Genomic DNA, 21,986 nt, shown 5'->3' with positions numbered 1-21,986 from the left:
GGGGGGGGGGGGGGGGGGCGCGGGGCGACGGCTACTTGATCGCGGACAGGGCCTTCCAGGACTTCCAGTCGTAGAACCAGTTCTTGACGTCCGATTTGGTCGGGCTGCCCAGTTTGGACCCGGTGATCTCGACCGGGTCGCCGATGAGCGCCGAGTCGAAGTACTTCTTCGCGTCCGCTTCGAGCAGGTTCACGCAGCCGTGCGAGGTGTTGGCCTTGCCGATGTTCGACGCGTTGTCCTGGTTCTCGTGGATGTACTCGCCGTTGTTCGAGATCCGGCAGGCCCACTTCTTGTTGACGTTGGTGTAGCCGTAGCGCGCGTTGTCGAACCGCGCCGTCGGCTCCTTCGTCATCACGATGAAGGTGCCGTTGGGGGTGTTCCGCTGGACGTCGCCGTCGAGCCCGTTCGAGCACGGGTAGCTCGCCGACTCGGCGCCGCCGCGGTAGACCTTCATCGTGTGGTCCGGGGTGTTGACCTTGACCACCTGGTTGCGGCCGATCTTGAACTTGGTGGTGACGTCGGCCTTGCCGTACGCGCCGCCGCCGAGCGCGACGCCGTAGAGCTTGGCCTCGACGTTGACCGTGATGTTGGCGGGCCAGTACTCCTTGGGCCGCCAGTCGACCTGGGTGTCCGACAGCCAGCCCCAGGAGCCCTCGACGTCCTTGTCGGTCTTGACCTTGAGCGCCTTCTCGGCGGCCGCCTTGTCCTTGACCGCGGACGCGAACTTCACGCTGATCGGCATCGCGACGCCGACCTCGGCGTCGTCGGCCGGGTTCAGCGTGGCGCGGACCTCCTTGGCGGGCTTGACCGTGGTGAAGGAGCCCTTGAGTTCGGCGGGCTTGTTGTCGCTGCCGGTGGCCTTCGCGGCGTAGGTGTACGTCTTGCCGTAGCCGAGGACCTCGGAGCTGGTCCAGGTGAGCCCGTCCGCGGCCAGCTCGCCCTTGACGTCCTTGCCGCCTTCGCCGGTGACCTTGACCTCGGTGAGCTTGCCGTCGGCGACCTTCACGACGACCGGGGTCACCACGGAGGCGTCCTTGGCGTCGGCGGCGGGCTCGGCGGTGATCTTGGCTACCGGCGCGGCTTCCTGCTCCCCGCCGCCGCTGCTGCCTTCCGGCTTGGCGTTGCCGCCTTCTTCGCTGGAGCAGGCGGCCGCCAGCATGGCCGCCCCCGCGGCGAGCGCGGCCTTGAACACCGTGCGCCGTTCGATCACCGTGTACCTCCCATTGGCCCCCCGCGAGCTTCTACCCGCCCAGCGCTGGGGACCTCTCCGACGTTACCCGCGGCGACGGATCTCACCCTCGCCCCTCGGAGTGATAGACGCACGGAGGTGGCGTGGGGTTGTTCACTCTTCGCATTTCGTCCTCTGAATGCGGTAGTTCGTGTCGCCAACTACCGCATTCAGAGGACGAAATGCGGGGAGGGCTAGAGCGAGCAGTTGATGAGCAGAGGCTCCGGGTGCAGCGAAACACCGAAGCGGGCCTCGACGCCGTCGCGCACTTCGCGCGCCAGAGCGAGAAGGTCCTCCGTGGACGCCTTGCCCCGGTTGGTGAGCGCGAGCGTGTGCTTCGTCGACAGCGAGACCCTGCCGCCGGGCCCCTCGTGGCCCTTCCCGAACCCCGCCCGCTCGATCAGCCACGCCGCGGACAGCTTCGTGCCGCCGGGCGCCGGGTACTGCGGCACGCGCACGTCCTCGCCCACGACGTCGACGATCCCTGCCAGCACCTTCGCCAGCTGGGCCTCCCCGATGATCGGGTTGGTGAAGAAGGAGCCCGCGCTCCACGTGTCGTGATCGTCCGCGTCCAGCACCATGCCCTTGCCGCGACGCAGGCCGAGGACCGCTTCGCGCGCTTCGGCCGCCGGGACCCGGTCGCCGATCTCGACGCCGAGCGTGCGCGCGAGCTCGGCGTAGCGGATCGGGGCCGAGAGGCCGTCTTCGGTGACCTTGAAGCGCACTGTCAGCACCACACCCGCGTCAGTCCCCTTCAGGATCGACGTGCGGTAGCCGAAGCCGAGCTCTTCGGCGGTCAGCGTGCGGATCTCGCGGGCGGCGCGGTCGTAGAGGTCGACCGAGACCAGGGACTCGGCCACCTCGCAGCCGTACGCGCCGACGTTCTGGATCGGCGTCGCGCCGACCGAACCGGGGATCCCGGAGAGGCATTCGAGCCCGCCGACGCCCTCGGCGACCAGCTCCGCGACGAACCCGTCCCAGTTCTGCCCCGCCGCTACCTCGACGAGATCCCCGTCACGGGTCCAGCCGGTGTTGCCGACCTTCAGCACCGCGCCCTCGAAGCCGCCGTCGGCGACGACGAGGTTCGAGCCGCCGCCGAGCAGCAGGACCGGCTCGCCCGCCTCGTCGGCTTCGCGGACCGCGTCGACCAGGGCCTGCACGGTCTTCGCCTCGGCGAACCGCCGCGCCGGGCCGCCGAGGCGCAGCGTGGTGTGGTCGGCGAGGGCGGCGTGCTGGGTGGGAGTTTCGGCAGTGCTCACGCCCGTGAACGGTACTGTCTGGCGCCATGGCCTCCCGTATCGAGCACCGCTCAGCGTTCTCCGCAGACCTCGCGACCACGTTCGACGCGGTCGCCGGCGAGCCGGCGCTCCGGGCCAGGCTGGAGCAGATCGGCGGCGACGACGCGGAGTTGCTGGAGTACGTCCCGGATGGGGACGGCGTGCGCTACAAGCTGCGCCAGGGCATCAGCTCGGACAAGCTCCCGTCCGCCGTGCGGACGCTGCACCGGGGCGACCTGATCGTCGAACGCGAGCAGACCTGGAAGGCCTCCGGAGCGGGATACACCGGCACGGCGACCGCGGCGGTGTCGGGCGTGCCCGGCGAGATCACCGCGAAAACGTCCCTGACCGACGAAGGCGAGCGGACGACGCTGGTGAACAGCGGCACGGTCAAGGTGCGGATCCCGTTCGTCGGCGGGAAGCTGGAGGGCGTGATCGCCGAACAGGTCACCAAACTGCTGGAGCGCGAGGCGGAGTTCGTCGCGAAGTGGCTGGCCGAGCGCTGAAGCCGGTCGGGGCACCGACACGCGGGACGACCAACCCGAACCGGCTGCGCCGCGTCGACCGGTGGCTCGCGAGCGACGCGGGTGTGACCCGGCTGCTGCGCCGCGCGGACGAACCGCTGGTGGTCGACCTCGGTTACGGCGCCTCCCCGGTGACCACCGTGGAGATGGCGCGGTGGCTGCGATCCGTCCGCCGCGACGTCCGGGTGCTCGGCCTGGAGATCGACGCCGAACGCGTCGCCGTCGCGCAGGCGCGCGTCGACAAGCCGTGGCTCGACTTCCGGCGCGGCGGCTTCGAACTGGCCGGGACGCGGCCGGTGCTGGTCCGCGCGTTCAACGTGCTGCGGCAATACGACGAGGCCGAGGTCCCGGGGGCCTGGTCGCTGATGCTGGACGCGATGGCGCCCGGCGGGCTCCTGGTCGAAGGGACCTGCGACGAGATCGGACGGCTGAGCACCTGGGTCGCGGTCGGGCACGACGGACCGCGCACGCTCACCCTATCGGTCCATCTCGCCAGCCTGGAGCGTCCGTCCACAGTGGCCGAACGACTGCCGAAGGCCCTCATCCACCGCAACGTCCCCGGCGAGCGGGTCCACGAACTACTGTCCGCACTGGACGTCTGCTGGGCGACGGCGGCGCCGCATCAGAACTTCGGCGTCCGTGCCCGCTGGGCGCATACCGTGCACCTGCTCACCGGCCGGGGCTGGCCGGTGCTGAACCGGCCTTCGCGCTGGCGGCTCGGCGAGCTGACCGTGCCCTGGTCCGCGGTCGCGCCGAGTGACCGCGGACTGGTCCCTTAGCGGGAATTCATCGCCAGCACCCCACTCCGTCACCCCGTAGCGACCTGCGGTGATCACCATGGAACCGTGGAACTGCTGGAGTACGTCACCGAACTGCTTCGGGGCACCCTGGGATCACCCTGGCTGTGGGTGATCGTGTTCCTCGTGTCCGGGTTGGACGCGCTCCTGCCGTTCATGCCGAGCGAGACGACCGTCATCACCGTCGCCGTCCTGATCGGCCCGGACTTCCCGCAGCTGGCGCTGCTCGCGCTGGTCGCCGCGCTCGGGGCCTGGCTGGGCGACTGCCTCGGCTACACCGTCGGCGCCGCGGCGGGCCCGCGGGCGCTCGCCCGCCTCCAGCGCGGTCCGGACGGGGTCCGGCGCTACGAATGGGCGAAGATCCAGGTGCGGCGCAACGCCGTCCTGCTGATCCTCGCCGCCCGCTACCTGCCCGGCGGCCGGGTCGCGAGCGGCCTCGCCAACGGCAGTCTCGGCTACCCGCCGCGCAAGTTCGTCCTGCTCGACGCCCTCGGCGCCGCCATCTGGGCGGTGTACAGCGTCCTGATCGGGCTCATCGGCGGAGCGACCTTCGCGGACGAACCGGAGAAGGGCCTTCTGCTGTCCTTCGCGATCGGCCTGCTGCTGGTCGCGTCGATCGAGATCGGGCGGCGGGTCCGCGTCCGCATCCTGACCCGGCGCCGCGCGGCGGCCGAGAGCAGCGACAATGGAGTCCGTGTCGAACCCTGAACGTCGCTACGTGATCTCCTTCGGCTGCCCCGACCGCACCGGCATCATCGCCCGGATCTCGGGTTTCCTCGCCGAACACGGCGGCTGGATCGTCGAAGCGGCGTATCACACGGACCCCGACACCGGCTGGTTCTTCACCCGCCAGGTCGTCCGCGCCGACTCGCTCCCGTTCGACGCCACCGAACTCCGCACGCGCTTCGCCGAGGTCGCGAACTCGCTTTCGGCCGAGTCGAGCTGGCAGGTGACCGACACGGGTGAGCGACGTCGCGCCGTGATCCTCGTCTCCAAGGCCGGTCACTGCCTCTACGACCTCCTCGGCCGCGTCGCGTCCGGGGAACTGGACGTCGACGTCGCCGCCGTCATCGGCAACCACGCTTCGCTGGGCGACATCACCCGCGCCCACGGCATCCCGTTCCACCACGTCCCGTTCCCCGCCGGCGACGCGGAAGCCAAGGCGTCCGCCTTCGCCGAGGTGCGGAAACTGGTCGACGAACACGACCCGCACGCCGTCGTCCTCGCCCGGTTCATGCAGGTCCTGCCCGCGGAACTGTGCGAGGCCTGGGCCGGGCGGGCGCTCAACATCCACCACAGCTTCCTGCCGTCGTTCGTCGGCGCGCGGCCGTACCACCAGGCCCACGCGCGCGGGGTGAAACTCATCGGCGCGACCTGCCACTACGTCACCGCCGACCTCGACGCGGGCCCGATCGTCGACCAGGACGTCATCCGGGTCGACCACGGCGACTCGGTCGAGGACATGGTCCGCAAGGGCCGCGACATCGAGAAGGTGACGCTGGCGCGCGGGCTGCGGTGGCATCTGGAGGGCCGCGTGCTGGTGCACGGTAACCGAACCGTCGTCTTCTGATGATTCACTGAGCTCATGGGGACTTCAGAGATCAAAACGATCGAGACTCTCGACGCGCTCCGTGAGCACCTGGGCCACCCGGCCGAACGGACCAAGGGGAAGATCCTCCCCTTCGTCGATCAGCACGCGCGGACGCTGATCGAACACTCGCCCTTCTACCTGCTGGCGACGGCGTCGTCCGACGGGACCTGCGACGTCTCCCCGCGTGGCGACCCGGCGGGTTCGGTGAAGGTGCTCGACGACAACACCCTGGTGCTGGCGGACCGGCCGGGCAACAAGCTGCTCGACAGCCAGACCAACATCATCGAGAACCCGCACGCCGGACTGCTGTTCATCGTGCCGGGCATGAACGAGACGCTGCGGATCAACGGCCGCGCGAAACTGGTCGCCGACGCGCCGTTCTTCGACGACCTCGTGGTCAAGGGCAAACGGCCCGCGCTGGCGATCCTGATCGAGGTCGAAGAGCTGTACATGCACTGCGCCAAGGCTTTCCTGCGGTCTTCGCTGTGGAAGCCGGACACCTGGCCGGAGCGCTCCAGCCTGCCGACCGCGGGGCAGATCTTCCGGGACCAGATGAAGCTGGACGTGACGGCCGAGGCTCTGGACGCCGCCCTGACCGAAGGCGCCCTCACCACGCAGTACTGAGCGCCCGCGCGCGTGCAATGAAGGGGCCTTTCATAGCAAATTTTGCTATGAAAGGCCCCTTCATTGCACGCGGGGAGCGGGTCAGACGCGAACCAGCATCTTGCCGGTGTTCGCTCCGCCCAGCAGGTCCAGAAAAGCCTGCGGCGCGTTGCGGATACCGTCCACAATGGTCTCGGAGTACTTGAGCTCGCCGGAGGACACCAGCGGCGCGACCTCCTTGACGAACTGCGGCTGGAGCGCGAAGTGGTCGCCCACGAGCATTCCGCGCATGGTGAACCGCTTCGCGATGATCGACGCGAGGTTGCGCGGCGCCGCGGCCGGTTCGGTGTTGTTGTAGACCGAGATCATCCCGCAGATCGCCATCCGGCCGTGCAGGTTGATCGAGTCGATGGCCGCTTCGAGGTGCTCGCCGCCGACGTTGTCGAAGTACACGTCGATGCCCTCGGGCGCCGCCGCGCGCAGCTGCTCGATGACCGGGGCGTCCTTGTAGTTGAACGCCGCGTCGAAGCCCAGTTCGTCGGTCAGCCACTTGACCTTGTCGTCCGTGCCCGCGCTGCCGATGACCCGCTTCGCGCCCTTCAGCTTCGCGAGCTGGCCGACGACGGACCCGACGGCGCCCGCCGCGCCGGACACGAAGACGGTGTCGCCCTCCTTGAACTCGGCGACGTCGAGCAGACCGGCGTACGCGGTGAGCCCGGTCATGCCGAGAACGCCCAGGTACGCCGTGACCGGCGCGGCGTCGGGGTCGATCTTCACCGCGTGCTTGGCGTCGACGACGGCGTGCGAACGCCAGCCGAGGCCGTGCAGCACGATGTCGCCCGGCTCGAAACCGTCCACGGTGGACTCGAGCACTTCACCGACGGCGCCGCCGTGCATGACCTTGCCGACCTCGTACGGCTCGGCGTAGGACTTCGCGTCGCTCATCCGGCCGCGCATGTACGGATCCACGCTCAGCACCTGGTTGCGGACCAGGATCTGCCCCTCGCCCGGCACCGGGATCTCGACGTCGGCGATCTCGAAATTCTCCAGCGTCGGGACACCGTGCGGACGGGAGGCGAGCCGGATCTCGGTTGCGTTCACGAGGTAACTCCAAAGTCTGTAGCCGAAGCGGGGCGATCGCCCCGTATCCATGTCCGGTACAACGGGCTAACCGGGGCGACCATTCCGATTGTGGTGAGCGCTACACGACCTCGGCGAGCTTGCCGAGCACTCCCTCGTAGATCCGCTTGAGCCCACCGGGCGCGAAGGTCTTCTCGAAGAAGCCGCCGATGCCGCCCGCGCCGTCCCAAGACGTCTCGATGCGGACGAGGCTGCCGTCCGGCACCTCACGCACGGTCCACGTGGTGACCATGCTGGAGTTCGCGTCGGTCTCGACGAGAGTGCCCTCGGACGGCTCGGTGACCGTCGCGGCGACGTCCCGCACGCGCTTCGACGTCGCCTGCAGCTTCCAGCTCGCCTTCGTGCCCGCGCCGACACCGCCTTCGGTGACCTCGTAGTCGCGGTAGTGCTCGGTCAGCAGCTTCGGTCGGGTTTCGGCGTAGTCCGCGACGAGCGCCCTGACCTTGTCCGCCGGCGCTTCGATGGTGCGCTCCGCGATGGCCGTGACCTTTCCCATCCCACTCCCTTTCACCCGTGTTGCAAGACAGCGTCCACGATTCCACCGCTGCTCGCGAGAGGAACGAGCGCCCCCGTCCCGCTCCTGCCCCGGCCGCAATGAAGGGGCCTTTCATCGCAAATTTTGCAATGAAAGGCCCCTTCATCTCACTTGCGGAGGACCTCAGATGAGGGACTTCTCCTTCAGCCAGTCCTTCGCGACGTCGGCCGCCTTCTCGCCGTCCGAGTCGACGCGCTTGTTCAGCTCACGCAGCTGCACGGTGTCGAGGGCCTTGCTCACGGCGTTGACGGCGGCCGCGAAGTCGGCGCCGCGCTCGTCGAGGACCTTCTTGTTCACCGCGGGCACGACGTTCTCGGTCGGCACGATGGCGAGGTCGTCCTCCAGTGCCACGAACTGCGGGTCGCCCACCAGCGGGCTCACCGAGTCGACCGGGATGACGGTGACCTTGCCGGACCGCAGCTGCTCGACCCGCGGGCCCGCCTCCTGCACGGTCTGGAAAGTCGCCTTCAGCTTGTAGACGTCGGTGAAGCCCTTGAAGCAGGGAAGCCGCTTCTCGCACTCCGGCCCGCCCGCGACGATGACGTTGTCGACCTTGGACAGGTCGCTGATCTTCGCGAGGCCCTTCTCCTTGGCGAGGTCGGCCTTCACGATGTAGGTGTTCTTGTCCTCCGCCGGCGAGTAGTCCAGCAGGCCGATGCCGTCGGGCTCGAACAGCTTCTTGAGCTGCTCGTGCTCGCCGGCCGCGTCCTTCGCGGCTTCCTTACCGAAACCGGTGGTGATGGCGGCGCCCTGGTACTCCGGGATGAACTGGAGTTCGCCGGACTTCAGCGCCGGGTAGATCAGCTCGCGCGAACCGAGGTTCAGCTTGCGGGTGATCGGGTAGCCCTTGGCCTCCAAGGCGTTCGCGTACAGCTCGGCGAGGATCAGGCTGTCGGTGAAGTTGAAGGAGGCGACGACGATCGGCGCCCCGCCCTTGCTCTGCGCGGCCGGGGCCGCCGCGTCGTCGCCACCCCCGCAGGCGGTCATACCGAGGACGGCGGCGGCGAGCACCGCGCCCACTCGAACATTCCGTGTCCAGCGCACGTGCACACACTCCTATGACTCGTTCAGAGGAATGGACAGTATCTCCGGGTCACGACAGAATCCACATTTTGAGAGTTCCGCCCCGTGCGCTCCCAGAGAACGGAATCGCACCGCCCGAACGGGGTAAGGTCGGCCGGTGCGAGCATCCTCCGTGTTCCCCGTACCCGCCCAGGGCGGGCGGCCGCTGTTCGAGTGGCGGTGGGTGGACCGCAACCTCGACGAGATCTTCGAGCGGCTCGGCGAGCACGTCACGCTCACCGCGGCGGCGCTCGCCATCGGCCTGGTGGTGTCGATCGGTGTTTCCGTGGTTTCGCTGCGTCGCCGGTGGTTCTACGCCCTCGCGCTGGGCACGGCCGGTTCGCTGTACGTCATCCCGAGCCTCGGTGCCTTCGCCGTACTGGTGCCCTTCACCGGCCTGACGTCCTTCACCACCGCAGTCATCCCGTTGGCGACGTACACGTTGCTGATCCTCATCCGCAACATCGTCACCGGTGTCGAGCAGGTACCCAAGGAAGTCCGCGAAGCCGCGATAGGCATGGGTTTCACGCGCGCGCGGCTGCTGTGGCAGGTCGAGCTGCCGCTCGCGCTGCCGGTGGTGATCGCGGGGCTGCGCGTCGCGGCGGTGACCACGATCGGGCTCGTGACGGTGACTTCCATGCTCGGCAAGGGCGGGCTCGGATACTTCATCCGCAACGGGATCCAGACCGCGACGCCGAACCCGACGTCGATCATCGTCGGCGTCGTGCTTTCCGTGGTGCTCGCCGTGGTGGTGGATCTGCTGCTGTGGCTCGGTGGGCGCGCACTCGCGCCGTGGTCGCGGAAGGCGGCGTCGCGATGAGCATCATCGACCAGACCATCGAGTGGTTCGGCGAACCGAACCGCTGGAGCTGGACCGACCCGGCGGGCGTGCCGTACCGGACCGTCGAGCACCTTCAGTTCTCCTTGCTGGCGTTGGCGATCTCGGCCGTGCTGACGATCCCGGCCGCGTTGTGGCTCGCGCACTACCGCCGCGCGCAGTTCCTCGCGACGAGCGCGGTGAACATCGGCCGCGCGATCCCCAGCTTCGGGCTGGTGATCCTGTTCTGGTTCCTGGCTTCCCGGCTCGAAGCCGACACGACGTTCTGGCCGCTGATGCTCGCGTTGGTGGCGCTGGCGCTGCCGCCGTTGTTCACCAACACCTACGCGGGCGTCATCCAGCTGGAGCAGGAAACCGTCGACGCCGCGCGCGGAACCGGCTACCGGGAGTGGCAGATCATGCTGCGCCTGGAGTTGCCGCTCGCGTCGCCGGTCATCCTCGCGGGTGCCCGCGTCGCTTTCCTGCAACTGGTGGCGACCGTCGCGATCGGCGCGATCGTCAACGACGGCGGTGGGCTCGGACGGTACATTGTGGACGGTTTCGCGCTCGGGGATCCGGGCCACGGCGAGATCCTGGCGGGTGGTATCGCCGTGGTCGCACTGGCGTTGGTGTGCGAGGGCGTTTTCGCGCTCATCACACGCTGGGTGACGCCGCGCGGGCTGGCGATCCAGTCCCGCGCGGACGCCCGGACCTGATCTCGCGTTATTCGCGTAACCAGACCCAGTACTGGTCACCGTCGAGAATGCGGTGCTGAGCGAGGAAGCCGTTCACGGTCCGCTCCGTCGCCTGGTAGACGGGCTCGATCACCGGCTTCACGGTGAACGACGGGCCTTCGGCGGTGTCCGGTGAGATCGCCGCCCCGTCCAGCGTGCCGTTGAACGGGTACACGGCGCATTCGAGGGCCGTCCCGTCCGGGCCGGTGTGCCACTCCGGACCCCACCGCGCCGCGCAGAACCTCCTGGCGACAGCGTTGTTGGCGTTTCGAGTCGCCTGGTCGTAGTGGATCCGCGTGAGCGGATAAGTGCGCCTGCCACAGCATTTGGACACGTTCCCCGCGTAGTACCGCCCCTCGGCCAGCCCGGGATACGTCTTTTCGACGCCGCCATGGAACGCGTCGGACACCAGCCGGGCGTAGTCCGCGATGGTCGGCTCGCGGACATCGAGGAGGAACATGGGTGTCATCGGGAAGACGCACATGCTTCCTTTGACGTAGTCGGCCTCGTCGCACCGCGCGGTGGACGAGAGGGGCGGCGCGTCCAGCTTGCCGGTCTCGCCCTCGAGGAACAGGAACCGGCCCAGCTGGTACCAAGTGCGTTTCTCGGCCTGGATCTGCGGCGGATCCGCGGGATTCGGGACGTCCTCACCGCGCATCGTGAACCTGGCGTACTCGATGGACTGGGCCTTCCAGTCCGCGAGGCTCTTCGTGATCCGGGTTTCGGGCGCGTCGCAGTCCACGGTCCCGCCCGGGTTCTTCGCGGCGCATGTCATGCCGACGCCGAGACGGGCGGTGTCCGGCAGGCCGGTGTGAGAGCCGATGCCCACCCGGTGCCCGATGACGACACCGCGCCGCCCGGGCTCCATGTTCCGGATGACGAACACCCGCGCGTTCAACTCGGCGACGACCGGACAGGTCGATTCGGGGCAGGCGTAACGCTGATAGCGCAGATTGGTGATCTGACAGGTGGAAAACCGATTTTTGAGATACCCGATCAACGGATCCGGCCGGCTGGGAGAACATTCGTCGAAAGTGATCGGCTTGGGTTCGTTGATATCTTCCAGGGTCTGTTCGGCCGTTTCCGGGGGCGAAACGGGTTTCGCCGTCCGCAGGTCCGCGTCCGGCGGGAGATTCTCCGACAGTGGCAACTCCCGCAGTATCTCCAAGGGTGTCGCGAAGGCGGCGCCTTGCGCCACAGTAACTGTCGAGGCGGCGAACAGGGCCAGAACAGAGAGGATGAGCGCGGCACGACAAGGTCTTCGACGATTCATGGGTCCCCATTTCCGAAAATAATGTGGACGCCAAGATTAAGGGAGCACCGCCGTCGGGATCGTCGTCAGAACGGCCCAAATCCCCCGGCCGAAAACGCGGCGACGAGAGCAGTCACTTCCGGCCCCAATGACCGATCCTCCGCCACCGGCGGCACCAACTCCCGCAGCCGCTCATAAGCCGCTCGAAGCCCGGGTGCCCCCTGACCGGAGGCCAGCCACCGCGCCTGCGAACCCGTGATCAGGTCGCAGGCGGTGATGGCGAACATCCGCGCACAGGCGTCGCGGAGCTGATTGCCCGCCGCCCACGCGAACGCCTGCACGTCCTCCTGCCCGGCGGAAGTGTCGAGGGAGCCCAACGTCGCGGGCGTGGTCAGCCGCCGCAACGCGTGCAGCTCCCCCACCGCGCGTTTGTGCAACGGCACCAACCCCGCGTACGGCCCCGGAGCGGGCGTCAGTTGCGCGGGCAGACCGCTGAACCGCTTGTCCAGCAGCCGGTGCGCCCGCTGGACGCTCACCTCGCCGAGATGCGCCAGCGCCGCCGACACCGCGTCCATCCGCAGCCCGAGTTCGACGGCGTGGAAACCCGTCGTGGACACGAACTCGCCGTCCAGGAAGGCCGGCGAGTCGGTCGGCATCGAGCGCCGCAGGACCGCGTCCAGATCGTCGGCGACTCTCGTCAGGTGCGCGATCGCGCGCGGGGCGACCCGGACGGAAACGGGCGCCTGCACGACATCCCGCCGTTCGGCGGAGCCGTCGATCAGCTCGCCCAGCTCGACCAGGACCGCACGGAGAACCCGGTCGTCCCCGGCCATGACAGGACGGTAGATCGCTCGCGGCGCACCGAGAACGTCGACCGCGATCGCCGCGGCCAGCGTCTGGAGGGCCACGAGCCGCCGGACCTCGGCGAGCGCGAAGGCGGCGAGCGTCTCGGCCAGCGGCGAGCCCTGGATGAGGATCGCGCCTTCCTTGAGGCCCGGCTCGTACGGCTTCGCGAGCACCTCGGACGCGGGCGTCTCGACGCCGTCCACCAGCACGGTCCCGACACCGAGAAAGGTCTGGAAGGCGTGCGCCAGCGGGATGATCTCGCCGGCACTGCCCAGCCCGGTCCTCGGCACGGCGGGCGTGAACCCTTCGTTCAGCCTGTCGACGAGGAACGTCACCAGCTCCGGGCTCGCGCCCGCCTCCGGCGCGAGCAGATCCCGCAGGCGCACCAGCAGGAGCCAGCGCACCTCGCCGGGCGAGAGCCAGGGCGGGCCGCCGACGGCACGGCCGACCAGCAGATTCCGCTGGTGGGCGGCCGTCGCGTCCACCGCGACCCCGGCGAGCCGCCCCATGCCGGTGTTCACGCCGTAAACGGGACGATCGGTCAGCGCGTCGAGGACGCGGGCGCGGTTTTCACCGAGCCTCGCCAGCAACGCGGGGTCGATCTCGACGACTTCGGCATCGAAGGCCGAAGCCGGTTCGAAGTCCTTTGTGGACAGCCTCACTCGACGGGGCGCGCGAGGTCGTCGATGACCTCGGCCCCGGGCAGCGACGCGAGCGCCGAACCCGAGATCAGCAGCTTGCTGCCGCGGATCCCGCTGCCGATGATCAGTTCGGGCTCGTCGGCGACGCGCCGGTCGATCAGGATCGGCCACGATTCGGGCAGGCCGACGGGCGTGATGCCGCCGTACTCCATGCCGGTGATCGAGACGGCCTCGTCCATCGGGGCGAAGGACGCCTTGCGGACGTCGAGACGGCGTTTGATCACCCCGTTCACGTCGGCGCGGGTGGTGGCGAGGATCAGGGCGGCGGCGAAGCGGACCTCACCGGCACGTTTGCCGGCGACGACGACGCAGTTCGCGGACGCGGAAAGCGGGGAGCCGTACGCCTCGCAGAAGGCGGCGGTGTCGGCGAGTTCGGCGTCGATCTCGGCGACGCCGAGGGCGTCGGGATCGGACAGGGCGGCGAGTGCCTTGGCGACGGGCTCGGCGAGCAGGTCCGTGCGCGACGGGGCGGGGACGACGGTGAGGCTTCCGGCGATGGTCCAGGTGGTCACCCCGCCACCCTAATCACCAGTTGCGGCCGCCGCGTTGCACCTCGATGAGCTTGGGCCGGACGTCCACGAGGTAGACCAGGACCGCGACCAGCGCGGGCAGCCACAGGATCATGCCGCCGCCGTAGAACTGGAACAAGGTCATCACGACGGTGGACCCACCGGTGATGAGCATCCAGATGGGCTTGGTCTTCCGATCGGCGGCCGAATACGCGTCCGAGCGCTGGAGCAGCGCGTGCACGAAGGCGAACAGCCCCGTCAGCGCGCCGCCCCAATGGATGGCGAAGAGGATCCAGTTGGCAACGAACACGAAACCAGCTTACGTCAAACCGGGCGAATGCCCCGGGCCCCTGGCGCCGAAGCGGTGCCAGGGGCCCGGGAGTTCGCGTGGACCTTTACTTCTCGGTCGTCTTCGGCGCGTTGGCCGGCTTCTTCGCGGCCGCGCTGGTGGTGGTGCGGCGCGCGGCGGGCGACGTGGTCTTCGGCGCGGTCTTGTTGGCGACCTTGCGCGAAGCCGAGCGGGTCTCGTGCGCGAGGTCGTCGCCGATCTCCTCGACCTCGTCGGCGATCTCGCCCGCGACCTCGGTCACCTTGCGGGCGGTCTTCTCGCCCACCGAGCGGGTGCCCTTGGTGACCTTGCCGAGCACGGTGTCGATGCGCTCACGGGCGTCGGTGGTCACGTCCTCGACGCGGTCCTGCGCGGTGCTCAGCGCGTCCTCGAGCTGCTCGATGGCCTTCTTGACCTGCGGCTGCGCGGCGATCTTGTCCCACGCCTGCTCGCCGGACTCGGCCAGCTTGTTGTACAGCTTCAGCGCGGCTTCGGTGTACTCGTCGATGACCTTGCGCAGCTCGGCCGGGTCCAGCTTCTCGCGGAGACCCTCGACGTCGTGCGGAAGCTCCTCGATGTTCTTGCGGGCGGCCTCGCCGCTCTCGACGACGCGCTCCTTGGCCTTCGACACGGCGTCGACGACGGCCTGGCCCGCCAGGTTGCCGGCGCCCAGCGCGGCCAGCAGCGGGGTGCGGACCTGGTCGAGGGCGGTGTGCTTGCGTTCGGTCTTGGTGGCCGTGGTCATGCTGACTCCTTGGATTCGGCTGCTGGGTCTTCGGGTTTCGCGTCCGCCGCCTGCGTTGACTTCTCCGGCCTCGCGGCGGCGTTCTCGCGGCGGAACGATTCGTAGACGTCGAGCAGGACCTGCTTCTGCCGTTCGGTCAGCTCGGTGTCGGCGCGGATCGCGTCGCCGACCGGGCCGCCCGTGGGCAGATCGAGGATGCCCGCTTGCACGTAGAGCGCCTCGGCCGAGATACGCAGGCCCTTGGCGATCTGCTGCAGGATCTCCGCGCTGGGTTTGCGGACCCCGCGCTCGATCTGGCTCAGGTAGGGGTTGGACACTCCGGCGAGTTTCGACAGCTGCCGCAAGGAGATCTTCGCGTTGCTGCGCTGCTGGCGGATGTACTCGCCGATGTCGGAAGCGATGTCCGCGACCTTCTCCATCGGTCCGCCCGATGCGGGCTGATCCCGGTTGGTGTCTGACATCGGTCACCTCCTCGCGACGTCTTCAACGCTACGCGCGAGTGCTAGCTATTGCAAGCACTCTGCTTGCAACCATCGGGTGTGTCGGTGCTCACCCCGCTACCGTGGAGGTATGTCGAACGCGACGCGGCTGCGGCGGCGCCTGGTCGAGCATCTGCTCGGCGAGGGCGTCCTGCACGACGCTCGCTGGATCACCGCGTTCCGCACCGTGCCGAGGCACGTCTTCCTGCCGCGGTTCTTCGTCCCGGCGGCGAACGGCTGGGCCGCGATCGAGAGCGGCGACGACGAGTGGCTCGCCCGCGTCTACTCCCCGGACGTGCTGGTCATCCAGCTCGACGACGATTCCGGGCTCTGGGAACGGGCGCGCTACCTCGGCGCGCAGCCGGGAACGCCGACGAGCTCGTCCAGCCAGCCGACGATCATGGCGATCATGCTCGAAGAGCTCCGGGTCGCCGACGGGCATCGCGTACTGGAGATCGGCACGGGCACCGGGTACAACGCGGCCCTGCTGTGCCAGCGGCTCGGCTCCGGGCTCGTGTCCACAGTGGACATCGACCCGGATCTGGTCGACGCCGCGCGCAAGCGGCTCGCGGAGGCCGGGTACGCGCCCTCGTGCGCCGCGGCCGACGGTGCCGACGGCTTCCCGGCCGGCGTCCTCTACGACCGGGTGATCTGCACCTGCTCGGTGTCGTCGATCCCGCCCGCGTGGCTGGAGCAGACGGTGCCGGGCGGGCTGATCGTCACCACGCTGAATCGGCCGATCGGCGGTGGACTGGTCCGGATCGTCGCGGGCGAAGGCGCGACGGGCCAGGGGCGGGTGCTGGCGCGCGACGGTCGCTTCATGCCGCTGCGCGCGCACCGGTTCAGGCCGTCGAAGGTGCCGGAAGGCGACATCGTCTGGCGGCCGACGACGCTGCCGATGGGAGTGATCACCGAAGTTCGCAGCCGCTTCGAGTTCTTCGCCGGGCTTCAGCTCCCGGGCGTGACAGCCCTGCGAGACGGCAAGAACACCGCGCTGATCCATCCGGACGGCTCATGGGTACGGCATCGGCAGACGAGCCGCGGCTGTGAGGTGGCCGAAGGCGGACCGCGGCGGCTGTGGGAGAGCGTCGAACTCGCCTATGAGGAATGGCTGGACTTAGGTGAGCCGTGGCGGGACCGGTTCGGGCTCAGCCTCGACGGCGAGGACCAGGTGCTCTGGCTGGATTCACCCGGCGGCCGCACCTGGCCCCTGTGCCTGGGATAGCCGCAGCCCTGAAAGCAGGCCGCGCACCCAGGTCTCGACGTGGTCGACGGCGGCGTCCACCGGGAGGTGGGTGGTGTCGAACAGCTCGACCGGCGGTTCCATCGAGGGCGCTTCCCGCTGCAGCCACTCGTTGAACTCCAGCATCTCCTCGACCCGCTCCTCGTCCCACTCGCGCCAGGCCGGCCGCGCCAGCAAACGCTTGCGCAGGGCTTCGGGCTCGCTGACGAGCGCGAGATAGTGGATGCCGGAGAAGAAGACGCGCTCGGGCAGCCGCTCGAACTCGGGCGGCGCGACGGTGCCGCACAGCACGACCGGGCGGCCGTTCTGGTGCAGCATCGCCGCCATCCGCAGCCAGGTCGAGCGGAACGCGGGATGGCCGGGGACGTCGTCGCGCAACGCCCCGGTCCACAGCACGTCCTGCTCGACCACGAGCGCGAGATCGCCGAGACGGCGCGCCAGCAGGGGCCCGACCGTCGACTTGCCCGCCCCGCTCGGCCCGGTCAGCGCGAACAGCGGGAGCTGCCGGAACGGCCACCGGTGCGCGCATTCCGCGCACACCAGCAGCCCGCTCTCGACGCGTGGCCGTTCGGCGCGATCACCGCAGGCCGGGCAGATCTTGAGATCGAGGACCACGGTCAGTCGAAGAGGCCTTCGAGGAAGCCGCCCTTGCGACGCTTGCCGTGGTGGCCGTACCCGTGCGGGGAGTCCGCGTAGCCGCCGCGGTACCCCTTGGGCGAGTCGGCGTAGCCGCCCCGGTAGCCCTTCGGTGAATCGGCGTATCCGCCGCGATGCGGCCGCGGGGAGTCCGGACGGCCGTAGTGCGGCGCAGGCGCGTGCCCACCTCCCTGGTACGGCGGGGGCTGGTGGCCGCCGTAGTACGAGTTCTCGGCACCGGCGATGGCCTCCAGCTCGCCCCTGTCCAGGAAGATGCCGCGGCATCCCTGACACTGGTCGATGTGGATGCCGTTCTTGTCGACGGTCTTCATGGCGTTCTGGCACTTCGGACAAATCACGTATCAGAGGTTACGCATTTTTCGCCTCCGAGGTCAGCAGGCGCACAGGCAAAACGGATGACCGGCCGGATCCGCGTACACCCGGAACGTCTCCGGGGAGTCGTCGAGCAGCTTCGCGCCGATGGCCAGCGCGCGCTCGTGAGCGGCCTCCATGTCGGTGACGTCGAGATCGACGTGCGCCTGCTGCGGGTTCTCGGCGGACGGCCACGCGGGCGGCCGGTAGTCCGGGACGCGCTGGAACGAGAACCGCGCGCCGCCTTCCGGGTTCCGGAGAGTCACCCAATGGCCGTCTTCGGCGACGTCGGCCGCCTTCCAGTCGAGCAGCTCGCGGTAGAACTCCGCCAGCGCGACCGGGTCCGGGCAGTCGAGGGCCACCGCGCCGAAGGTCGGTACCGCACCCATGGTCCATCCTCCAAGATGATCGAGTAACCAGTGAAGTGAGTATGCGGGTTATCGGAGCCGATGACAACCGGTCACGCCCGTACACTGGGCGAGGTGAACACCGACGCGTCCCTGGTGGTCGAGTTTCTGAACACGGTGAACGTCGAACGCGGCACCGACCTCCTGGACGATCTGGAGACCTGGCAACGCTGGGCTCGGGATCACCGGCTGCGGGCGGATACCCCCGTGGCCGCGCGCGAAACCCGGGACGCGCTGCGGGCGGCGATCGGCGACCCGCGGCTGCCCCGGCTCGGCCTGCGCGCGCCGGCGGACATCGTCCTCGGCCCCGAAGGCCCGCTCCTGGTCGCGGAAACGGTCAAAGAAGCGGTGCTGGCGGCGTCGACCCGGCTGACCGTGCTCGGCGAGTGGATCCGGCTCAAGATCTGCCCGGCGGACGACTGCCTGTGGGCGTTCTACGACGAATCGCGGAACCGGTCGAGGACGTGGTGCTCGATGCGGGCGTGCGGGAACCGGGAGAAGGCGCGGGCCTGGCGGGCGCGGACGGCGGACGTCTCGACCTGAGTGCCGGAACCCGCGTGCTTGAACCCGTCACTCGCGTGATCAGAGCCGGATCTCGCGTGCTTGGGGACGTCACGGCTCCAAGCACGCGAGATCCGGCCTAAATCACGTGAGTTCCGGCTCCAAGCACGCGACATCCGGCAAGCGTCCTGGCCCGAACGACCACAACTTCTGGGGTCACCCACCCCCGAGTTACCCCCAGGGGTTGTGCACAGCGTTAGGCCAAAGACGTGAAATGCTGTGGATAACCCTGGGGATGACTCCACTTCCTGTGGACAACTCCCGGTGAACCCTCCGGAGTGTGGTATATGCGGAAGGCTCAGAAGAGCAGCTGCGCGACCGCGTAGATGACCAGGCCCGCGAGCGCGCCGACCACCGTGCCGTTGATCCGGATGAACTGCAGGTCCCGGCCCACCTGGAGCTCGATCTTGCGCGAGGTCTCCTCGGCGTCCCAGCGCTCCACGGTGTCGGTGATGATCGTGGTGATCTCCTTGGAGTAGTGCGTGACGACGTAGGCCGCCGCGCCCTCCACCCAGGTGTCCACCTTGGACCGGATCTGGTCGTCGGAGACCAGCCGCCCGCCCAGGGTCTCGAGTCCGGTGCGCACGCGGCGCCGCAGCTCGCTCGACGGGTCTTCGGCGGCGTTGAGCAGCATCTCCTTCGCCGTCGCCCACGCCGAGCCGATCAGCTTCTGCACCTCGTCGTGCCCCAGCATCTGCGCCTTGACCTGCTCGGCGCGCGCCATCACCTCGGGGTCGGTCTGCAGGTCCTGGGCGAACTCGCCGAGGAACTTGTCCAGCGCCAGCCGCATCGGGTGGTTGACGTCGGTCTTCACCGCCCACACGAAGGACAGCACCTCGCCGTAGACCTTGTCCGCGAGCATCTCGTCGACGAACTTCGGCGACCAGCTCGGCGCCCGGTCCGAGACCACGCGCAGCATCGTCGTGTGGTTGTCCCGCACCCATTCGTAGGCGCGGTCGCACATCAGGTCCACCAGCTTGTGGTGCGCCCCGTCGGCGAACACGCCCTCCAGGATCTTGCCGAGCGGCGGCCCCCACGGCTTGTCCACGATCCGCTTGACCACGGCCTGTTCCATGATCGCCTGGACGTCTTCGTCGCGGAGCACCTTGACCGCGGCCCGCACGACGGTCGCTAGTTCGGACGTCACGCGTTCGGCGTTCCGGGGCTGCGAAAGCCAGCCACCGAGCCGCTTGGACACCTCGACCCGGCTCAGCTTCTCGCGGATCACGGACTCGGACAGGAAGTTCGAGCCGACGAAGTCACCGAGGCTGCTGCCCAGCGCGTCCTTCTTGTTCGGGATGATCGCGGTGTGCGGGATCTTGATCCGCAGCGGATGCCGGAACAGCGCCGTCACCGCGAACCAGTCGGCGAGCGCGCCGACCATCCCGGCCTCGGCGGCGGCGCGGACGTAGCCGACCCAGTCCGGCCAGCCCGCGGCCTCGGCCCAGCTGGTCAGCAGGAAGATCACCGTGGCGCCGAGCAGGAACGACAGCGCGACCAGCTTCATCTTGCGCAGGCCGCGGCGCTTCTCCTCCTCGGCGGCGGTTCCACCTGGCGGATCGGCTGGGGTCACCTTGGCGGGCGTCAGTTGCTCCACACGGCCATTGTCCGTGAGGATGGCTGATCGTGCGCGAACCTGTCCTCGTACCCCGCCTCCAGCCCTTCACCTCGACCATCTTCGCGGAGATGACGGCACTGGCCGTCCGCCACGAAGCCGTCAACCTCGGCCAGGGTTTTCCCGACACCGACGGGCCCGCCGGAATGCTCGACGCCGCCAAGAACGCGCTGTTCGGGGGCGCGAACCAGTACCCGCCGGGTCCCGGGCGGCCGGAGTTGCGCGCGGCGATCGCGCGCCACCGGCTCCGCTACGGCGTCGAGTACGACCCCGGCACGGAGATCCTGGTCACCGCCGGTGCCACCGAGGCCATCGCGGCGTCGCTGATCGCGCTGACGCAGGCGGGCGACGAGGTCATCGTCATCGAGCCCTATTACGACTCGTACGCCGCCGCGGTCGCCATGGCGGGCGCGGAGCGGCGTGTCGTCGGCCTGGTGGAGCGCGACGGCCGGTTCGCCCTCGACGTCGAGGGCCTGCGTGCCGCGGTGACCGAACGGACCAGGGCGATCCTGATCAACTCGCCGCACAACCCGACCGGCACGGTGTTCACGCGCGCCGAACTGGAAGCCGTCGCCGCGCTCTGCGTCGAACACGACCTGATCGCGATCACCGACGAGGTGTACGAACACCTGGTCTTCGACGACGCCGAGCACTTCCCGCTCGCGACCTTCCCCGGCATGCGCGACCGGACGGTTTCGATCTCCAGCGCGGGCAAGACGTTCAACTGCACCGGCTGGAAGATCGGCTGGGTCTGCGCGAGCTCGGAACTGGTCGCGGCGGTGAAGGCGGCGAAGCAGTTCATCACCTTCGTCTCGGGCGGCCCCCTCCAGCCGGCCGTCGCCCACGCGCTGGACCACGAAGTGCCCTGGGCCGAGGAACTGCGCGTGAGCCTGCAGGGCAAGCGGGACCGGCTCGCGGCGGGTCTCGCGGAGGCCGGGTTCGCGGTCCGGCCGACCGCGGGGACGTACTTCATCTGCGTCGACGTCCGTCCGCTCGGCTTCGACGACGCCGCGGAACTGGCCTGGCAGCTCCCCGAACGGGTGGGGGTGGCGGCCGTGCCCGTAAAGGTGTTCACCGATCACCCGGAAGAGTGGAAACATCTGCTGCGTTTCGCGTTCTGCAAACGCAATGAGGTCATCGACGAAGCGGTCACCCGATTGCGCAAACTTCAGTGACTCGTCCGATGTCCTTCACGCCCAGCCGCCCTTTTCGAGCGCGCGCCTGAGCCTGTCCAGACACCGTCTTCGCAGCCTGCCCACACTGGCCGGACTGATCCCCAGCTCCCCCGCGAGCTGCGTGTAGGACAGCTCCGGCCGGTGTGCGAGCAGCCACATCAACCGCCGGTGGACGTCCGGCAGGAGATCGACCGCCGCCCAGAGCGCGCGGGCGAGTTCGGCGCGGACGACCTCGGTCTCCGGAGTCGTCCCGGAGTCCGGGAGCGGACGCGGCGTTTCGCGCCTGTTCCTGGTGATCATCCGGAGCGCGCGGCGCCTGGCGGTGGTCGTCAGCCAAGCCGCGAGCTTCGCTTCGTCGCGTAGCGCGCCCGGTGCGCGAAGCAGTTCCAGCCAAGCGTCCTGACAGACGTCCCTGGCGTCGGATTCGGTCAGGCGATAGGTCTTCAGCGCGCCGAGCACCGCCGCCGAGACCGCTTTCACGTCCCACATCCCGGACTCTCCTCTCCAGACGGCCCGCGACCGCCACGTCGATCACCGAACGCGACTTCGACGGCACACACCGCAGCAGGGATCCTGAAAAGGTCAGGTCATCGCGGATTTGAGTAGTTCCACCCGGGCCCGGATGGCCGCCGGGCACACACCGAGAGTGATCAACTTCGGTACTCCATGCACCGGAGCCGGTTGCGTCGTTCCGCCTAACGGGCTGGATCAGCGGCGGCTGAGGTGAAACACTCCCCTCCGGTGCTAAAACTGGTGCAGCCCCGGGGGAACTGCGACCTGACCGGAAGAGACCCCAAGAAAGATCGAAC

Annotated in this window: 26 protein-coding genes; 10 read left to right on the top strand and 16 right to left on the bottom strand. The window is 68.9% G+C overall.

All coding sequences use genetic code 11. From position 1 onward, the window contains the following. Positions 1 to 31 precede the first annotated feature (31 nt). Both IE302_RS21140 and IE302_RS21135 read right to left on the bottom strand, forming a co-directional pair. Positions 32 to 1,210, bottom strand: coding sequence for a L,D-transpeptidase (locus tag IE302_RS21140; protein ID WP_191256186.1), 1,179 nt, complete (start codon positions 1,208 to 1,210; stop codon positions 32 to 34). Positions 1,211 to 1,422: 212 nt separating this feature from the next. Beyond that, positions 1,423 to 2,487: a UDP-N-acetylmuramate dehydrogenase gene (locus IE302_RS21135; protein ID WP_191256185.1), complete on the bottom strand. Its 1,065-nt coding sequence runs from the start codon at positions 2,485 to 2,487 to the stop codon at positions 1,423 to 1,425. Positions 2,488 to 2,513: 26 nt separating this feature from the next. Between IE302_RS21135 and IE302_RS21130 the strand changes: the two genes are divergently transcribed. The 5 genes from IE302_RS21130 (at position 2,514) to IE302_RS21110 (ending at position 6,041) form a co-directional block, all read left to right on the top strand. After that, positions 2,514 to 3,011: a DUF2505 domain-containing protein gene (locus IE302_RS21130; RefSeq protein ID WP_191256184.1), complete on the top strand. Its 498-nt coding sequence runs from the start codon at positions 2,514 to 2,516 to the stop codon at positions 3,009 to 3,011. Beyond that, on the top strand, positions 2,993 to 3,808 hold the full coding sequence (locus IE302_RS21125; RefSeq protein ID WP_191256183.1) for a class I SAM-dependent methyltransferase: 816 nt from the start codon (positions 2,993 to 2,995) through the stop codon (positions 3,806 to 3,808). Before IE302_RS21130 ends, IE302_RS21125 begins: the two co-directional genes overlap by 19 nt. A gap of 66 nt (positions 3,809 to 3,874) precedes the next feature. Then, on the top strand, positions 3,875 to 4,534 hold the full coding sequence (locus IE302_RS21120) for a DedA family protein (protein ID WP_191256182.1): 660 nt from the start codon (positions 3,875 to 3,877) through the stop codon (positions 4,532 to 4,534). Next, positions 4,512 to 5,396, top strand: a complete 885-nt coding sequence (gene purU, locus IE302_RS21115) for a formyltetrahydrofolate deformylase (protein ID WP_191256181.1) — start codon at positions 4,512 to 4,514, stop codon at positions 5,394 to 5,396. Before IE302_RS21120 ends, purU begins: the two co-directional genes overlap by 23 nt. Positions 5,397 to 5,411: 15 nt before the next feature. After that, a complete protein-coding gene (locus IE302_RS21110) occupies positions 5,412 to 6,041 on the top strand; it encodes a pyridoxamine 5'-phosphate oxidase family protein (RefSeq protein WP_191256180.1) in 630 nt (209 codons plus the stop codon). Between the two features lie 81 nt (positions 6,042 to 6,122). Here IE302_RS21110 and IE302_RS21105 read toward each other — a convergent pair whose 3' ends face one another. The 3 genes from IE302_RS21105 to IE302_RS21095 form a co-directional block, all read right to left on the bottom strand. Continuing rightward, a complete protein-coding gene (locus tag IE302_RS21105) occupies positions 6,123 to 7,121 on the bottom strand; it encodes an NADP-dependent oxidoreductase (protein WP_191256179.1) in 999 nt (332 codons plus the stop codon). Positions 7,122 to 7,221: 100 nt separating this feature from the next. Beyond that, on the bottom strand, positions 7,222 to 7,656 hold the full coding sequence (locus IE302_RS21100; RefSeq protein WP_093937924.1) for an SRPBCC family protein: 435 nt from the start codon (positions 7,654 to 7,656) through the stop codon (positions 7,222 to 7,224). 162 nt (positions 7,657 to 7,818) lie between these two features. Continuing rightward, entirely contained in the window at positions 7,819 to 8,739 is a 921-nt protein-coding gene (locus IE302_RS21095; RefSeq protein WP_191256178.1) for an ABC transporter substrate-binding protein, read from the bottom strand. 151 nt (positions 8,740 to 8,890) lie between these two features. Between IE302_RS21095 and IE302_RS21090 the strand changes: the two genes are divergently transcribed. Together IE302_RS21090 and IE302_RS21085 are read left to right on the top strand one after the other, a co-directional pair. Beyond that, positions 8,891 to 9,577 (top strand): ABC transporter permease, encoded by a 687-nt coding sequence (locus tag IE302_RS21090; protein WP_191256324.1) that lies wholly within the window; start codon positions 8,891 to 8,893, stop codon positions 9,575 to 9,577. Next, the gene (locus IE302_RS21085; RefSeq protein ID WP_191256177.1) at positions 9,574 to 10,290 is read left to right on the top strand and encodes an ABC transporter permease; all 717 of its coding nucleotides are present in this window, start codon (positions 9,574 to 9,576) and stop codon (positions 10,288 to 10,290) included. The genes IE302_RS21090 and IE302_RS21085 overlap by 4 nt, the downstream gene beginning before the upstream one ends. Before the next feature lie 7 nt (positions 10,291 to 10,297). On the opposite strand, the gene IE302_RS21080 is transcribed toward IE302_RS21085, so the two are convergent. The 6 genes from IE302_RS21080 to IE302_RS21055 all read right to left on the bottom strand — a co-directional run bounded on the left by IE302_RS21080 (position 10,298) and on the right by IE302_RS21055 (position 15,108). Continuing rightward, positions 10,298 to 11,458: a transporter gene (locus IE302_RS21080; RefSeq protein ID WP_229907879.1), complete on the bottom strand. Its 1,161-nt coding sequence runs from the start codon at positions 11,456 to 11,458 to the stop codon at positions 10,298 to 10,300. 188 nt (positions 11,459 to 11,646) lie between these two features. Next, positions 11,647 to 13,068, bottom strand: coding sequence for an aromatic amino acid lyase (locus IE302_RS21075; protein WP_191256175.1), 1,422 nt, complete (start codon positions 13,066 to 13,068; stop codon positions 11,647 to 11,649). Continuing rightward, positions 13,065 to 13,619, bottom strand: a complete 555-nt coding sequence (locus tag IE302_RS21070) for a YbaK/EbsC family protein (RefSeq protein WP_191256174.1) — start codon at positions 13,617 to 13,619, stop codon at positions 13,065 to 13,067. The genes IE302_RS21075 and IE302_RS21070 overlap by 4 nt, the downstream gene beginning before the upstream one ends. Before the next feature lie 13 nt (positions 13,620 to 13,632). Next, positions 13,633 to 13,926 (bottom strand): DUF2516 family protein, encoded by a 294-nt coding sequence (locus IE302_RS21065; protein ID WP_191256173.1) that lies wholly within the window; start codon positions 13,924 to 13,926, stop codon positions 13,633 to 13,635. A gap of 85 nt (positions 13,927 to 14,011) precedes the next feature. Then, positions 14,012 to 14,689 (bottom strand): hypothetical protein, encoded by a 678-nt coding sequence (locus tag IE302_RS21060; protein WP_191256172.1) that lies wholly within the window; start codon positions 14,687 to 14,689, stop codon positions 14,012 to 14,014. Beyond that, entirely contained in the window at positions 14,686 to 15,108 is a 423-nt protein-coding gene (locus IE302_RS21055) for a helix-turn-helix domain-containing protein (RefSeq protein ID WP_191256323.1), read from the bottom strand. Before IE302_RS21055 ends, IE302_RS21060 begins: the two co-directional genes overlap by 4 nt. Positions 15,109 to 15,259: 151 nt before the next feature. Between IE302_RS21055 and IE302_RS21050 the strand changes: the two genes are divergently transcribed. Then, complete coding sequence (locus tag IE302_RS21050) at positions 15,260 to 16,393, top strand: methyltransferase domain-containing protein (RefSeq protein WP_191256171.1); 1,134 nt, start codon at positions 15,260 to 15,262, stop codon at positions 16,391 to 16,393. On the opposite strand, the gene IE302_RS21045 is transcribed toward IE302_RS21050, so the two are convergent. From IE302_RS21045 to IE302_RS21035, 3 genes are read right to left on the bottom strand one after another with little or no spacing between them, the layout of a single operon-like run. Continuing rightward, positions 16,355 to 17,026: an AAA family ATPase gene (locus IE302_RS21045; RefSeq protein ID WP_191256170.1), complete on the bottom strand. Its 672-nt coding sequence runs from the start codon at positions 17,024 to 17,026 to the stop codon at positions 16,355 to 16,357. The genes IE302_RS21050 and IE302_RS21045 overlap by 39 nt on opposite strands. A 2-nt stretch (positions 17,027 to 17,028) precedes the next feature. Continuing rightward, complete coding sequence (locus IE302_RS21040) at positions 17,029 to 17,406, bottom strand: TFIIB-type zinc ribbon-containing protein (protein ID WP_077241269.1); 378 nt, start codon at positions 17,404 to 17,406, stop codon at positions 17,029 to 17,031. Between the two features lie 33 nt (positions 17,407 to 17,439). Further along, positions 17,440 to 17,808, bottom strand: coding sequence for a VOC family protein (locus tag IE302_RS21035; RefSeq protein WP_191256169.1), 369 nt, complete (start codon positions 17,806 to 17,808; stop codon positions 17,440 to 17,442). A 60-nt stretch (positions 17,809 to 17,868) separates the two neighbouring features. On the opposite strand from IE302_RS21035, the gene IE302_RS21030 reads away from it, so the two are divergent. Further along, positions 17,869 to 18,369, top strand: coding sequence for a CGNR zinc finger domain-containing protein (locus IE302_RS21030; protein ID WP_191256168.1), 501 nt, complete (start codon positions 17,869 to 17,871; stop codon positions 18,367 to 18,369). A gap of 316 nt (positions 18,370 to 18,685) precedes the next feature. Here the strand turns inward: IE302_RS21030 and IE302_RS21025 are convergent, their stop codons facing one another. Then, positions 18,686 to 19,984, bottom strand: a complete 1,299-nt coding sequence (locus IE302_RS21025) for a DUF445 domain-containing protein (protein WP_191256167.1) — start codon at positions 19,982 to 19,984, stop codon at positions 18,686 to 18,688. 29 nt (positions 19,985 to 20,013) lie between these two features. Between IE302_RS21025 and IE302_RS21020 the strand changes: the two genes are divergently transcribed. Next, a complete protein-coding gene (locus IE302_RS21020) occupies positions 20,014 to 21,177 on the top strand; it encodes a pyridoxal phosphate-dependent aminotransferase (protein WP_191256166.1) in 1,164 nt (387 codons plus the stop codon). Between the two features lie 15 nt (positions 21,178 to 21,192). Here the strand turns inward: IE302_RS21020 and IE302_RS21015 are convergent, their stop codons facing one another. Beyond that, positions 21,193 to 21,666, bottom strand: a complete 474-nt coding sequence (locus IE302_RS21015; protein ID WP_191256165.1) for an RNA polymerase sigma factor — start codon at positions 21,664 to 21,666, stop codon at positions 21,193 to 21,195. Positions 21,667 to 21,986: the final 320 nt, after the last annotated feature.

The sequence above is a fragment of the Amycolatopsis oliviviridis genome (genome assembly GCF_014654365.1).
Taxonomy (GTDB): Bacteria; Actinomycetota; Actinomycetes; order Mycobacteriales; family Pseudonocardiaceae; genus Amycolatopsis; species Amycolatopsis oliviviridis.
This window is presented reverse-complemented; position numbering and strand designations above follow the sequence as displayed.